This is a genomic window from Thermoplasma sp. Kam2015, assembly GCF_003205235.1.
In the GTDB taxonomy this organism is placed as follows: domain Archaea; phylum Thermoplasmatota; class Thermoplasmata; order Thermoplasmatales; family Thermoplasmataceae; genus Thermoplasma.
Genome location: NZ_QJSM01000020.1, coordinates 110,361 through 124,081, shown reverse-complemented (window position 1 = coordinate 124,081; position 13,721 = coordinate 110,361). Strand labels below are relative to the sequence as shown.

Below are 13,721 nucleotides of genomic sequence, written 5' to 3'. Positions count from 1 at the left end.
GCGGGATACCTGATTCATGCGGACATCAGCTGCATGTCGTCGAGTAAGAAATTTCCGTCCCTTTTGTGATGAGAGGGTATTAGGGTACGGTCTCGATGCCGATTCTCCTGGCGATAGCATTGAGTTCCGTATCTCCAGAGCAGAAAAGCGTTGCACCCGCTTCAATACAGGTCTCAAGTTGAATTGCATCCACCACATATATATGGTATTCCAGAACAATTTTGATTGCTTTTCTTAAGGTATGACTGTCAACGGGATATATTTCCACTGAAGAGGATCTTTCAAGGGATCGTAGTTCGCTTAACATAACCTGCATGCGATTCCTCGCATCAATATCCATCTTCCTAGAGTATTTATCGAAGACAACGGCCGCTTCACCAAGATTGATTTCAGATAAGCAGATAACCGACTCTCCTCTTTCCGCTTGATGGAAATATTCATCAGCTATTGCGCTTCCTTCCTCCTTAACATATCTCTTGACCAAGATGCTGGTATCAAGATAGATGCGAGGCACGTTCACCCCTCATCTCCTTTATTTCATTTTCTGCCAAGGCCTTGCCAGTAAGATCAGGTCTGTTCCTCTCAACATTCTCTCCGGTGATGTATTCGCAATCAATGTCAAGCTCCTCGCATAGATCAGTAATGATCTCTGATGTTGAAAGTGATCGAAGTGATTTTTCTATGTAATCGCTAAGTGTCCTCCGTTTTTTCAACAGGGCTAACTTTGCATTTTCGATCACCGATTTATCTACAGATACTGTTATCTTGCTTTTAACCATCTAGCCGTATATACGGTAATCCGTATTAAAATTTTCTGTTGATTCAGACCTTAGCTGCGAATTAACTTTGAAGTTATAAGATGATTCATACTTTCTTCCTGCAGTATTTAAGGAGCATAGTCATCGTCTTACGTTTATCATTAAATATAAATCCTGTAACCTTACAGAAAAAAGAGCAAGAAAGCTCCGACCTTCAGGGAGGAGATACACGGACTTCCCCCCAATACATGAAAGATCTATAAATAATCTCATCATATCTATAATCAATGATAACGGCTGCCAAAGTGAAGCTGTATCCAAATGAAAGACAGAAAATTTTACTGGAGAAGCACTTTGGCAGCTGTAGATTCGTATACAATTACTTCTTAGCGAAGAGGGATGAATACTATATAACGCATAGGGATGCGGAGAAATCTTCATTGAGCTATCTGGACACACAGAACATGCTCATCGAACTCAAGAAGGAATATCCATGGCTGTATGAAATAAACTCACAATCCTTACAGATGTCCCTACGTTTCTTAGACAATGCATTCAAGAACTTCTTCCATAAGAATACTGAACATCCTAAATTCAAAAAGAAAGGTATCAACGAATACTTTGCAGTACCACAGCACATCAAAATTCAAGGAAACAGAATATATTTCCCAAAGTTCTCAGAAGGCATATACTTCAAGGGCTCTGAGAAGAAGCTGTCCGAGATTAAAGACATCAACGAGATAGTAATAACCAAGGATTCAGGTTATTACTACTGCTCCATAATATATGAGATACCAGAGGAACTACCAGAGAAGAAGCCATTATCTGCAGAGAACTCCGTTGGCATAGATCTAGGCATCGAGAAATTTGCAACTCTTTCCCCCGGTATAGCAATAGAGAATCCAGGATTCATAAAGAAGCTAGAGAAAAGGATAAAGAAACTCCAGAAGCAGCTATCGAGAAAGCAGAATGGATCGAAGAATAGAAGGAAGCATATACTTAAATTACAGAAAGAGTACATGAAGCTGAGAAACATGCGTGAGGACTTCGATGATAAAATATCGACTGCGATAGCCAAGCAGTACGATACCATCATCATCGAAGATCTGAACGTAAAAGGAATGATGCAGAACCATCATATATCGAAGAGTCTGAACGATGTTTCTTTCTATTCCTTCAAGCAGAGACTGGAATGGAAAGCAGAAAAATATGGAAAGAATATAATAGGGATAGGAAGATTCGATCCATCATCTAAGATATGTTCATCATGCGGTAACATAAAGCATGATCTGAAGTTATCAGATCGCATATATCATTGTGATGTATGTGGTCTCATCATAGACAGGGATCACAACGCATCAAAGAACATAAGGAAAATAGGATTGATAAGAGTAGGATCGGTGCGATCCGAATTCACGCCTATGGAGATCGCAACATCGGGCTTGTACGGATGTCCGGAAAGGCAGAGGTCTCTTCGACGAAAGGAAGCTCCGATGCTTTAACTTAGGAGTAGCTCACAGTAAATGCAGTATAGTCGAATTAAGACAAGATGTAAAACATGCTGTTCAAAGAAAATTCATAAGGTATTACACCAGGATTGCATTGAATATTTAAGTAAGTGAACTTGCGATATTGAATCTTCTAAATATCGCTTTTATCGAGATTAAGTAGTGCATATTTCACAATACATTTATGATGGGAAACACTTTGTATTGAAGTCGCACTCAAGAAGTGCTATCCCAAAGTTCGATGTCATATAATAGGTAGATGTCCTGATTTCATATTTTCCAACGCATATTATTTCTGAATAATTTGTAAGAATCATGGCTCTCATCTTATTTTCCCGCATGATATAGAACTTTATATTGTTAATTTCGATTCTTTAAAAATATGATATTGTATATCGCTTAACATGAATTGAAATCTATGAATTTTCATAACCAACGCTCGTAAATGTATTATGCACGCATAGAATGTATTTGTATCGACAATGAGATCAGATCTCCTAGAATCGATTATAAATTCATCATAGATAAAATACAATCGTATAATATCTTTTATTTGTAGACATTCTTCAATATAAAATAGTATTTATTTCGATATTCCATAGACATAATAAGGGACTATACAATAGGGATGAGTGTCGCTCTATAATGCCTTCTTTTGATTAATATTGAATGCAGCAACTTATTATGATTCAGTTGTTATGGTCTATCTGCTATTTTATAAATGGCCAATTTATTCATCTACCTTCTCTTGGATTTACCAACATTCCATTACCATGCTCCAAGGCGTATTAAGGCAACATAGGTCCTGTAAAGGCCTTTTTAGATTCAATTGCGTATACTGGTGGGCTTGACATTTCATAAAGCTGTAAACTAAATATCCGATCCATTTTATCACTAACCATGGTTGTCATAATTTCATGGCCAAACAAGGCAGGATATATTGATAGATGGTTGTCAATCAATATCGCCGTATAACTACGGTTATACAGCGTAGGACAAGATACACCTATATTAATGATAGTTCAGATTTTTTAAGGTCCATTATATGTCGGGGGATATAGACAAGCCGAAAACTTTTGCACCTTATATAAAGTAAAATCTTAGAATAAAAATATTATTTTTTGTTTTTTAATACAGTCTCCTTGTATAGTTGTAATAAGTTTTTAACAACTTTTTGTTTAACGTTTAAACTCTTTCCGTTTTTAATTATTGTTCTTTGGTAATATAGGGCTTGATGTGATATTCCCCTATCTCTGATATTCTTCGGCTTCAACGTTAAAACCCAATCAAGAAATTCCTTGCTGTTAACAATCTCATGATCCTTTGTATACTCTAAGTAATAATCTTCATCTAATCCAGTTATCTCAACTTCATCGAGGTTATTAGTTTCCTTACCAATGTATCGAATGCGGCCAGCAATGATGTGCTTCTTAACAGTTATGTTATCGATGTAATCGAATTTGTGATCATCATACCTTACATACTGTGCCAGGACGTCCTCTAAGATATGCAAGTATTCCCGTGAAGGCAACGACAATTCTTCTCAAGTTTAGTCTGACTATCAGATAAGAAAGCAGAATTTAGTCCATTCTGACAGCGTAGACATATCCCAGTTCCATATTAGGATTTATCTTTTCTCTTCGATCATAAAATTTATGTGGCTGCGTATACCTTACGTCGAATCCTGCATTCATGAGTTTTTTCCTCAACTCCACATAGCCATAATGGTATTCGATCTGAATTTGTTTAAATTTCCTTAATATTTCGTTATTTTCCTTTAAAAGATTATATTCACAACCTTCACAATCCATTTTCAATACCGCTTCATGAATTTGGTAATGATCAATTAAGGTCTTCAATGAATATATTGGAATCTTTATTCCTTTGTCAGAAGCAGATAGTTGAGTATAGTCAAAAGATTCTTTATCTGGATCAACGATAACAAATCCATCTTCACCATATCCCGCGTTTAATATTTCTATTTTATTAGTCAGGTTATTTTTTTTTGACATTGAGTTCTGCAAACGAATATGAATAGGGGAAAGGTTCTAAAGCTATTACTCTCTTTGCTCCTCTCAGGGCAAAATAGATAGGGGAATCACCGATACTCGCTCCTACATCTATGACGTCCATTTCAAAGACATTCAAAAAACGATATTCTTCTGATAAAAAGACATCAAAAATATTTCCATTATTTATGTTTCCTTCATTGCACCACCCCTTTATTGAGATGTTATATTCCACGTCAAATTCATTTTTAAATGGGATTCTGTTATTGATTACACAGTCAAGTGCATCATTTATATGTATTCCCTTTCTTAATAAGGAAAACAAGAGATTTATCTCTAAACCCCAAAGTTTGATCCTAGTATGATCTCGCAATACCACCAGGAATTTCTTGTTTGATGGGAGAGCCCACTTTCCCCTATATAAATATAATCCAATGGATAACCAATTATTGAAGTTTCTCCGGAGAAGATGAAGGTAATTTATTTTATTCGTTAGCCTCATTCAATCTTCACCTTTGTTTTTCCATACATCTTTATGGTCTTTCCCTTTTAATCTTTTTCTGTTCATACCACAATGTAGATTTGTTTATCTTCAACTCTTTCCTTTTATCAGGATCAATTGACATGACCATATTCCTCATTTCAATGTCATCATTCCTTGACATCGCAATGTCAGGTATCCTGAACTCAAGCTCTTTGACCTTTCCTAATATGTATCTGCTCAATTCCCTGACATTCTCAAACATGATGTTCTCTAATAAATGCTGTTTATTACTAAACTCATAACGCTTGTTGAAGTTGTTCTTAATTTTCTCAATCAATAGCTTTGCTGTATTTGGCTTCAATCTGATATGGTAATCCTCGGTTGTTATGAAATCCGATTTCTTCAATCCTGTTTCCAGTACTTCGATGACTGAATAATCAACAACATACCTGAACAGTTCCTGTAAATCGTAAATAGGCGGATGCTGGACGGTGCCGTTTCATGCAGACATCCTATGTATATGTCAAGACCTATCGTGTTGATATCTTTCCTTATTATTGATTCAAGTATTGCATAGCCGTAGTTCAGCAAGGCATTTACTGGATCGGATGCATTCATGTTCCACAAATATGATAAGTTTTTCCTTGTTTCAAAATGAAAAACCTTGGCCAACGAATTGAATATTTTAGATAATTCAGACCAGTAAGCCGATGCAATGCACCCTTCATATATCATTAGAGTGGTTATGTTGTCATAATTAACTCTCTGAATTTTTTTGTTTCTCCTGTTCATATAGATGTTATAATCAGTCGAGAGTATTTATTATTCCATAGGAATTTGAATTCTAATTTATGAATCTCTTGAAATGTTCATCTATCGTTTATTTATCATATTTACTAACATCTGATTCAAAGTTCCTTGATGCATGTACCGTGCATAATTGAAAATCAGCTCTTGGAATATCTTTATTATATTCTCATCAAGTTTTGGGATACCATCTATTATGAACTGCAAAGGCTTTCTTATATCCCTACCGTATAGGTCTTTTACAACTTCTGTATATGAGAGATGGTATTCTTTAATTCCCATGTTAAATATTATTGACTCCTTCTGCACAGTATCCTTTACGTGGAAGAAGAATAAAGGAAATTAATGCATCAAGGAATATTCCTATGTATCTATAATCAAGGTATCTTGAATGTAATCTATTAACTTCCTCTATAGTGGCATTTATTATTCTTGAGATGGATGATCTATATCTGTTCTGGAATATTGTATCAGATTATTATCAATTTATTTCTTAAGCTTTCCTTGTAGATATTCCCTTAGAATGGATAATTAATAAGGTTATATGGTTAACCTAATTATCCATATATGTGTTGAAGAGAATAAAGATCAAATATTCCAGTTCTGAAATTACCTCCCATATTTCTTGGTACTGATTGATTTTCTATCTCTCCAAACTCAGTTTTTATTTTTTTGTAATAGAATCCATTCTTTGTTCTTTCATACTCATCTATGAACACATTCCTCTCTGTTTTCATCAATGTTTCCAGATATCCATTCACAGCCTTTTAACAGTCGTTTTCTCATCCACCTTTCCATATTCATTCGTGTCTCTTCGGTTCAAGAGATTTACTTCTTTTGTTCCAGAGATTTAGACAAAATTCATAACACTATAATGGGGTAAATAATAATCGACTGTCAGAAACTTTATAAATATGTGAATTATGAACAAATTAAATGAGACTATATAATAGAAGTTATGATTTCACTTTCATTCTTCCCGGTTTTAGTTTCGCACCGCCTGGAGGTTATTTGGTCGTATTTGAATTGAGGGAATACCTCATTAGCCAAGGATATAGTGTTCTGTTGATTTTTCTTAAAGATATTAATAGAGGATTATATAAAATCACCAGAGATAAACAATTGCTGGAAGAATTTAAAAAAGAATCTTTGAAATACAAAATCTATGAAATACTAAATAGCAAATATTTAATTAGATTCCTTATTTTTCTGCTTAAGAAAAAAAATAAATTAATAAAAAAAATAATACCGGATGTTAGGTATGAGTTCCTTAAAGAACTTAATTTTAAAGATCCTAGTTATATAATATCACCTGACATCCCACAAATTAATACAGAACGACTCATAGCTACTGCCTGGCAAACATCCTACTTTGTAGCTTCATCTAAAGATGCTCGCCTAAAATATTACTTGGTCCAAAATAATGAAGACGATCCATCATTTTCTAAGAATTTATCGAAATTAGCTAATGAAAGTTATGATTTGCCATTAAAAAAAATCGTTATAAACAGAAAAATGTTAGAGAGATTTAGTACTGAAAAACCCTTAAAGATAACTGTGACTTCTCATATCAAAGGAAAGATCATAATCGCTCCGGAGAAAAGAGATGGCAAGTTAGTATTAATTCAACTCAGATCAGGAGAAGATAAGGGTGGGGACATCGGAATAAAAGCCGCAGAAATTATAAAAAATATGAGACCTGAAGTGAAATTAATAAGTTTCGGAACTTATAATAAAAAAATACCTATTTATATTGAACATCATGGCTATGTTTCTGATTCAGAATATATTAAGCTCTTCAACATAGCTTCCATATTTATATTGCCATCATTGGTGGAAGGTTTTTCTACACCTGTACTTGAAGCTATGTCATGCGGTTGTGTTCCTGTTGCTACAGCATGTGGTGGGCCAGAAGAAATGATCAATGAAGGGATCAATGGACATCTTGTTCCTATAATGGATCCAGAAGCTATAGCAAAAAAAGTTATCGAATTGGTAGATCATCCAGATAAAAGAATAGAAATGGCCTATAAGGGCATCGAAACATCAAAAAATTATTCCTTAGAAAAAATGGGAGCAGAATTTATTAATGCAATTAAAAAATATGAAGAAGGTGTAATCAATGCAATTACTTGATTACTATGGTTTCTCGCACAATGCGAATATTGTCTCCGCATAGATTTTTGGTAAAATTTTAGAGATTTTATTAAACTTATTAGGATAATCATTCCATCCCTCTAATCGGATAATCCTAAAGTTTTTTGAGAGAAGAGTCTTAACCTCGTTAAACGAATATTCTCTTATATGCCCATATCCAGAAAAAGACCCGTTCAATATTTGATCCTTAGTCATATACGGATTTTTGCCAAAATTTAATGAAACTATTTTACCAAGAGCCGATACATTTGGCACAGAAAATATAAGTTTTCCACGATCCTTTATAAGCTTAGAAATGTTGATTAATATAATTTCATCTTTTGCCAAAAGATGTTCGAGAACTTCCGTAAATATGATCAAATCAAATTTAATGGGCGGATCACTAGAGCTACTATCTGTTATATCATAAAAGATTATATAGTCATGATACTTTTGATACTTTGTCTCTATGAAATCCTCATTCGGTACAATATTATAGAAGAAAGCATTCTTAATATGTTCTCTAAACATATCATCAAACACAGAATAGCCTATTATTCCTATTTTATCTCCCATTCTAGCTTCTTTAGAGACAACGGACAAAATGTGTGCTATTCGTTTTTTGTGCATATATATATATACTCTTCCTCATAATCAATTTTATTCATTTCTATCCTTGCTTTCCTTAAAGGATCTATCATTCTGTCCTAAAAAAATTTTTCTATTCATATTCGACGTTAATTTGCTTTCCTCATCCTTTCTGCCAGCTGAAACTGATCGAAATAGTCTCATCTCCATATCATCGTTCCTTGATTACAATGTCCGATATCTTGAACTTAAGTTCTTTTACCTTTCCTGATATGTATTTTCCCAATCCCCTTACATTCTCAAACATGATGTTTTTAAGCGTATGCTGTTTATTCTTGAATTCGTATCGTTTGTTGGGATTATATTACTTTATCGATCAACATCTTTGTCGCATCAGGCTTAGTATCAGTCTCATGAATAGGAGAGGTAAAAACTTTCATATTGGCGGGCATATCCATACTAAATAGTACAATAATAGCAGTATACGTAATCATAGAATGGCTTGGGAGAAGAGTTTATGAAATGGGAAAGGAAATTAAAAAGGAATATTCAAAGAGTCGTCATTATCGATTAATCAAGCATAATAAGCGGTTTAGTCTTCAAAAAGATCGATTAAAATATGGAGCGAAGAAATAAAGGATCTCTTTTGATCAAATCAAGTAAAAATATTGAATCGAAATAAATATTTTTAGAGAGCAAAATTCATAAAAGATCGGCCAGTTTGCGGGCGGCAGCTATATCGAGAACTTCATCGAATACGCTTGCGGTTGAATTCTTGTATAATCCAACAAGCAGTGGCATCAGATGCTCTATCATATCTTCAAAGTCCTTGAAGGCCAAGCCCTTGATCAGGAAGCCGTACTTATCGTTCCATTCCTTCATCTTCTTTGCGGCACGAAGGCGCTCCTCCCAGTCCTGCATTATCTCCTTTGAGACGCCGATTGCCTGCTGGGCGCTGGTTATCTTCTTTTCCTGCTCCTGTCTCATTATGTCCGGATCCCTTAACTGGCTTTGCCTCTCCTTAGCATCATTGACATGATCGTAGTTCTTCTCCTTCAGCTCTGCGAATTTATAATCGTATGCGTCACAGAGCTCCGGATCAAGATCATCCTTTATACTTCTATAGACTACCTCGATGTGCCTTATGCTGGTTCCGGTCTTCTTCCTTATAGTTGTAGGCGAATAGCCTGCTCTGATCAGATAGACTATTTCGCCATCTTTTTTGCTCATAAACAGTCAATGCATCATTATATATTAATATTATGGTATTGATAATATATTTTACATACCATAATGCAATACCATATGGGGCGAATCCTAAGAGATAGACAGTTGGACAAAAAGATCGCATGCATTAGATTGAATTGTTTAATTATACAATACAAAAATTAACCTATACAATACCAATTATAAATTCATACAATACCCCTACATATAGATTTATAGAAAAGCCCATAAAATACGAGATTTTAATGGTATTGTAGCTTTACAATACTATGTAACAATACCAAATGATCACTGAAATCCTATCCTATGCCTGAAATTCTGTAAAATACGTAAGGAATTCATAATTCCATTGATACCATGTTGGTATTGTAGGTATTGTATCACCATACGAAATATCTCCTATCATGAATTGACATGAAAGATGATAAAGATGCGAGAAGACTCTGCAGAAACTGGAATTTCATGTCTATTCTTATGGCAATTCGTAACTACGATTACAATACTCTACTTTGAAAATGAATACTTCTTTATCTTCAAGTAATAATATATTATCATAAATTAATAAATCTCATATAAATTATCTTTCCTGTATAATCCGCATTCAGCTAAAGGAATCGTCGTCGCATTACGATGGGATAAACGGCATTGTAAAAAATCAGCCGATTTCTTCGTAATTCATAACACAAGACTGAAAGCATGAAATATGATGGAACCATTTCTTTACATGCGATTGTGGAAAGCGCCATATACTGAGTTCAGGAGAGTTTCAACATCACCCGATGACTTCTCATCCATATGTTCATCTCCAGTTTTTATGTTCAATAACAAATCCATAATGTATCTGGAACTGAAGGAAAACTATCTCATAGGTTCATGAGTAACGGTACGTGTTTAAGGACTATGAAGAACGGATCTCTTTTCACTGAGCAGATGTATATCTGCAGGAACTGCAGGTATTCTCTTGTTGCTCGTTCCCCGATCTACGGCTCCAGGAAGCATTGCCAAGACGATGCGGAGGAGAAGGGCGTCAAGTCGAGGATAAAGACCCCTAAGAGAAGCGATGGATCTATTCCGCATACTTGGAAATATGATGATACCGCATGAGACTATTGGGAAGTATATGCTTCCAGTACAGGATGTCGTTATGTATTTGTTAGGTTACTCTGCATATGGCGAACAGTACATGATTATTGACAGCATTAATAAATATAGGGCACTGCTGGGGGATTCATAAACGAAGCTCTGTTGCATCGATCCTTGCCTATCTCTCAGAAAAAATTGATCGATTTCTTTGTCCGATCGCTGGAAATATTCAATGTTAACGGAGAAACATACATAACAATGGAAGGATACCACAACTCTTCTGTTCTGGGTAAGTTTAACATATCTCGGCATACGTATATGGGGACAGGGAGGTCTCTTCCACATAGAAAAGGAGCTTGCACAGGGTAAAGGATTCAGGTAGAGAGAACGAACTTGATATGGCCAAGAAACTGATCAAGTTCATGCTCTACCAGGATGGAGAGAACCTCCACAGGTTGGGAAATGACTCGGAATCCATTAGGGAACTCCCATATGGAAAGAGTGAGAAGATCGTCCAGATCGTGATGTATAAACTCAACAGTCTCTACTGTGAAGATACAATAACACGATCATTCCTTAATTTAGTGAGGAAGTACAGGAAGGGGGTCTCCCTATCCCTTGACGATCCGGATGTCGAAAAGATATCAGACAAGACAGAACAGTACTTATCTATACCGTCGTGGCTTTTCAAGCACAGGTTCAAGATGGAGGATTGCCTCTTAAGGACGTCCTACTAGTATCATTGGTATCTATCAACGGAGAATTGATAATGTCTGTTATCGAAATTGGTAAAATAATCATCATTAGAATGCTAATGGGGATTATATTTTAGAAAGTTGAGGTGTTAGGATTAAATAAGAGATTTAGATCTTAAGTTTTATATGCATTTTGACGATGTAAGTAAAAATGGCTTCTGAGAAGTTCGTGGTTTTAGGAGGATCAAATCTTGAGTACGATGGCGGTGGCGAGCGTAGTGCTATTCAGATAGCCACTATAGCAGAACGCTTAGGGTATGATGTCACCATACTTGGATCTGGCAGCGAATTCGAAAGAAAGAATATCAATACGGGTAATATTACGTATATCAAGGATGCCTTCAAACATGATCCTTTCGCCAACAGACTGATCCTTAAGATCACACATAATATCTCCGTCGGTTTGATAGGCTTGATTAAGCGAAGGAGAACGTATGAAATTATTAAGAGTTATGATTTTTACTATTTTCAGAATCCAAATTACCTTTTCTTAAACTTGATAAAAAATGAAACGGCTGATAATAAGACCAAGAAGGTTATACTAGCTAACCATGGTACCTATTTTGAAATACTCGATGCAAGAAAAAACGCTCTAAATCGCTTCCTATCAAGAGTGATTACAGGATCCATTTTTAGAAATATTGATAGAAATATAATTGTGCAGGCGCAGAATAACTATCAAAGAGAATTTTATAGAAAACTAGGCTTTAAGAACATCTATTTGATACCGCAATGCAATATAGATTTTTCAAAATTTTCTGTGAAAGAATCGGATGGCTTTAACGTGGTATTCCTAAATAAGATAACAAAAAACAAAGGATCAGATCTTCTTTTAAGAATATTGAAGACGTCAAATGATTCTATTACCTACCACATCATAGGTAAAGATGCAGAACATATATCCAGACGAATAAACAGAAAGAATGTAAATTTTTATGGCCAGGTAGATGAGGACACGAAGAGGGATATACTTTCGAGATCTGATCTTATGATCAATCTTTCCAAATATGAATCGCTGAGCGTCTCCAGCATTGAGGGGCTTGCTTCTGGACTACCGATCATAAGCACGTCCACAAGTGGTCTTTTATATATCAAGGACGTGATAGGAGACAATATAGTTATTTCTGATAGATCGGTTGATGAATTTCTTCAAAAGATATACGAATTTAGCAGCATGAAGGGCGATGATGCCGACAAGTATATGATGATGCGTATTAAGATAAGGAATATTGCAAAAGAACATTTTGATGTTAATGTTATAGATGATCTTTTGGAGAAAATGCTTATATCTATCACAGCTAAGGAAGACATTCCAATTTTCAATATTTAGATAGATTAGATCAAATTTGACGAACTTGAGTTGACCGTTTGTCATCTGGTTGCGAATCAACGCATAACTTTACGTAGGGGCTAACAATTCGTCAGCTAAGGTTTATATTTTACTTGATGTAACTGCTAAAAAGCAAATATTATTTTACTTGCACAAGAAAAGATATTGGTATCTAATTTAACGAATCAAAGAATGATGAGCATAATGTTATTTTTCTCTCATTAAAACATATAATGCTGTAGGATTTCGTAAATTGGATGCTAATTTGAATGGGACTTTCGCATTCTGCGTAATTTCATATTGCATATATCGATATTTTATGAATTTTAAAATTGCTTTATTTAGGTTCTTCATTGCTGATTCTACATATTTATTTTCCCATTTTCATCATTTGCTCTGAATTTACCGTATCCTCCTGATCTGCCTCTATGAAATAGGCATCCTGCATTGTTCCTGGTTTTATCCTTATTCCTTTTTCTATGATCTGATCCCTTATCTCATTGAAAACGATACCATCCTTTCTAGTCTTCGATTATCTCTCGCGGAAATACCATATGGCGTTCCGTTCAGGTAACATTCAGAATATCCAAGGAAGTTCATGAATGATATGCAGTCTCTGATCTCCTTTTCTATCCTAGGATCAGAGGGATCGCAGCATCACTGCGATAGTAGAACCTTCGCAATAAGTACCGGATCATAATTTGATCTTCATCCATTCTCTGTATAATTTTCATAAAGATCAGAGAGTATTGGCCTATGCTTTAAAAGTCAATCCTATCTGATATACCTGTTAAAGGATCACCAAGTTTCTATATTTACTTGCATCCTTTAGGAAAATTGATTAAAGAAGATTTATGTTTTTTGATCATTAGATCATTAAAAAGTTTTTCAGTCAGGGTTTCTGGAAAACCCATTTCCAATAATTTAGAACCTTTGTCGTCGGTGATCTCGTCGAAAAAATAGGTTGAAGCCCTTCGATTCTCCACCATAAAAACTATAAAATTTAAATGCATTTTTTCAGATATCTTATCTTACC

16 protein-coding genes are annotated in these 13,721 nt (G+C 35.0%); 6 read left to right on the top strand and 10 right to left on the bottom strand.

What is annotated here, in order from left to right; genetic code table 11:
* Window positions 1-79 precede the first annotated feature (79 nt).
* Both DMB44_RS03805 and DMB44_RS03800 read right to left on the bottom strand, forming a co-directional pair.
* Window positions 80-514: a type II toxin-antitoxin system VapC family toxin gene (locus DMB44_RS03805; RefSeq protein WP_161952092.1), complete on the bottom strand. Its 435-nt coding sequence runs from the start codon at window positions 512-514 to the stop codon at window positions 80-82.
* Window positions 495-779 (bottom strand): DUF6364 family protein, encoded by a 285-nt coding sequence (locus tag DMB44_RS03800; protein ID WP_110640997.1) that lies wholly within the window; start codon window positions 777-779, stop codon window positions 495-497. Before DMB44_RS03800 ends, DMB44_RS03805 begins: the two co-directional genes overlap by 20 nt.
* Window positions 780-1,045: 266 nt before the next feature.
* On the opposite strand from DMB44_RS03800, the gene DMB44_RS03795 reads away from it, so the two are divergent.
* A complete protein-coding gene (locus tag DMB44_RS03795) occupies window positions 1,046-2,260 on the top strand; it encodes an RNA-guided endonuclease TnpB family protein (RefSeq protein WP_110640995.1) in 1,215 nt (404 codons plus the stop codon).
* A 1,120-nt stretch (window positions 2,261-3,380) separates the two neighbouring features.
* Here DMB44_RS03795 and DMB44_RS03790 read toward each other — a convergent pair.
* The 6 genes from DMB44_RS03790 to DMB44_RS03765 form a co-directional block, all read right to left on the bottom strand.
* Window positions 3,381-3,797, bottom strand: a complete 417-nt coding sequence (locus DMB44_RS03790) for a hypothetical protein (protein ID WP_153280126.1) — start codon at window positions 3,795-3,797, stop codon at window positions 3,381-3,383.
* 49 nt (window positions 3,798-3,846) lie between these two features.
* Window positions 3,847-4,278 carry an FkbM family methyltransferase gene (locus DMB44_RS03785; RefSeq protein ID WP_110640991.1) on the bottom strand — a complete coding sequence of 144 codons (432 nt, stop codon included), beginning with the start codon at window positions 4,276-4,278 and terminating at the stop codon, window positions 3,847-3,849.
* Entirely contained in the window at window positions 4,262-4,777 is a 516-nt protein-coding gene (locus DMB44_RS03780; protein WP_110640989.1) for a hypothetical protein, read from the bottom strand. Before DMB44_RS03780 ends, DMB44_RS03785 begins: the two co-directional genes overlap by 17 nt.
* Window positions 4,778-4,808: 31 nt before the next feature.
* Window positions 4,809-5,021, bottom strand: coding sequence for a hypothetical protein (locus tag DMB44_RS09555; RefSeq protein WP_237265292.1), 213 nt, complete (start codon window positions 5,019-5,021; stop codon window positions 4,809-4,811).
* 140 nt (window positions 5,022-5,161) lie between these two features.
* Window positions 5,162-5,551, bottom strand: coding sequence for a CRISPR-associated endonuclease Cas1 (locus tag DMB44_RS09270; RefSeq protein WP_153280125.1), 390 nt, complete (start codon window positions 5,549-5,551; stop codon window positions 5,162-5,164).
* Window positions 5,552-6,123: 572 nt separating this feature from the next.
* The gene (locus DMB44_RS03765; RefSeq protein ID WP_153280124.1) at window positions 6,124-6,303 is read right to left on the bottom strand and encodes a hypothetical protein; all 180 of its coding nucleotides are present in this window, start codon (window positions 6,301-6,303) and stop codon (window positions 6,124-6,126) included.
* 274 nt (window positions 6,304-6,577) lie between these two features.
* On the opposite strand from DMB44_RS03765, the gene DMB44_RS03760 reads away from it, so the two are divergent.
* Window positions 6,578-7,702, top strand: a complete 1,125-nt coding sequence (locus DMB44_RS03760) for a glycosyltransferase family 4 protein (RefSeq protein WP_161952091.1) — start codon at window positions 6,578-6,580, stop codon at window positions 7,700-7,702.
* 3 nt (window positions 7,703-7,705) lie between these two features.
* Here the strand turns inward: DMB44_RS03760 and DMB44_RS03755 are convergent, their stop codons facing one another.
* Together DMB44_RS03755 and DMB44_RS03750 are read right to left on the bottom strand one after the other, a co-directional pair.
* A complete protein-coding gene (locus tag DMB44_RS03755; protein WP_161952090.1) occupies window positions 7,706-8,278 on the bottom strand; it encodes a class I SAM-dependent methyltransferase in 573 nt (190 codons plus the stop codon).
* A 714-nt stretch (window positions 8,279-8,992) separates the two neighbouring features.
* On the bottom strand, window positions 8,993-9,520 hold the full coding sequence (locus tag DMB44_RS03750) for a hypothetical protein (RefSeq protein WP_110640978.1): 528 nt from the start codon (window positions 9,518-9,520) through the stop codon (window positions 8,993-8,995).
* A gap of 721 nt (window positions 9,521-10,241) precedes the next feature.
* Here DMB44_RS03750 and DMB44_RS09265 point away from each other — a divergent pair.
* The 4 genes from DMB44_RS09265 to DMB44_RS03735 all read left to right on the top strand — a co-directional run bounded on the left by DMB44_RS09265 (window position 10,242) and on the right by DMB44_RS03735 (window position 12,685).
* Window positions 10,242-10,394 (top strand): hypothetical protein, encoded by a 153-nt coding sequence (locus tag DMB44_RS09265; protein ID WP_153280123.1) that lies wholly within the window; start codon window positions 10,242-10,244, stop codon window positions 10,392-10,394.
* Window positions 10,395-10,417: 23 nt separating this feature from the next.
* Window positions 10,418-10,621: a hypothetical protein gene (locus DMB44_RS03745; protein WP_110640976.1), complete on the top strand. Its 204-nt coding sequence runs from the start codon at window positions 10,418-10,420 to the stop codon at window positions 10,619-10,621.
* 335 nt (window positions 10,622-10,956) lie between these two features.
* Window positions 10,957-11,337, top strand: coding sequence for a hypothetical protein (locus tag DMB44_RS03740; RefSeq protein WP_153280122.1), 381 nt, complete (start codon window positions 10,957-10,959; stop codon window positions 11,335-11,337).
* Window positions 11,338-11,506: 169 nt separating this feature from the next.
* The gene (locus DMB44_RS03735) at window positions 11,507-12,685 is read left to right on the top strand and encodes a glycosyltransferase family 4 protein (protein WP_110640972.1); all 1,179 of its coding nucleotides are present in this window, start codon (window positions 11,507-11,509) and stop codon (window positions 12,683-12,685) included.
* Window positions 12,686-13,721: the final 1,036 nt, after the last annotated feature.

Coding starts and splice junctions, on each gene's coding strand:
- DMB44_RS03735 (WP_110640972.1), top strand. CDS start 11,507: ATGGCTTCTGAGAAGTTCGTGGTTTTAGGAGGATCAAATCTTGAGTAC.
- DMB44_RS03800 (WP_110640997.1), bottom strand. CDS start 779: ATGGTTAAAAGCAAGATAACAGTATCTGTAGATAAATCGGTGATCGAA.
- DMB44_RS03765 (WP_153280124.1), bottom strand. CDS start 6,303: ATGAAAACAGAGAGGAATGTGTTCATAGATGAGTATGAAAGAACAAAG.
- DMB44_RS03785 (WP_110640991.1), bottom strand. CDS start 4,278: ATGTCAAAAAAAAATAACCTGACTAATAAAATAGAAATATTAAACGCG.
- DMB44_RS09265 (WP_153280123.1), top strand. CDS start 10,242: ATGCGATTGTGGAAAGCGCCATATACTGAGTTCAGGAGAGTTTCAACA.
- DMB44_RS03750 (WP_110640978.1), bottom strand. CDS start 9,520: ATGAGCAAAAAAGATGGCGAAATAGTCTATCTGATCAGAGCAGGCTAT.
- DMB44_RS03795 (WP_110640995.1), top strand. CDS start 1,046: ATGATAACGGCTGCCAAAGTGAAGCTGTATCCAAATGAAAGACAGAAA.
- DMB44_RS03780 (WP_110640989.1), bottom strand. CDS start 4,777: ATGAGGCTAACGAATAAAATAAATTACCTTCATCTTCTCCGGAGAAAC.
- DMB44_RS03755 (WP_161952090.1), bottom strand. CDS start 8,278: ATGGGAGATAAAATAGGAATAATAGGCTATTCTGTGTTTGATGATATG.
- DMB44_RS03745 (WP_110640976.1), top strand. CDS start 10,418: ATGAAGAACGGATCTCTTTTCACTGAGCAGATGTATATCTGCAGGAAC.
- DMB44_RS09270 (WP_153280125.1), bottom strand. CDS start 5,551: ATGAACAGGAGAAACAAAAAAATTCAGAGAGTTAATTATGACAACATA.
- DMB44_RS09555 (WP_237265292.1), bottom strand. CDS start 5,021: ATGTTTGAGAATGTCAGGGAATTGAGCAGATACATATTAGGAAAGGTC.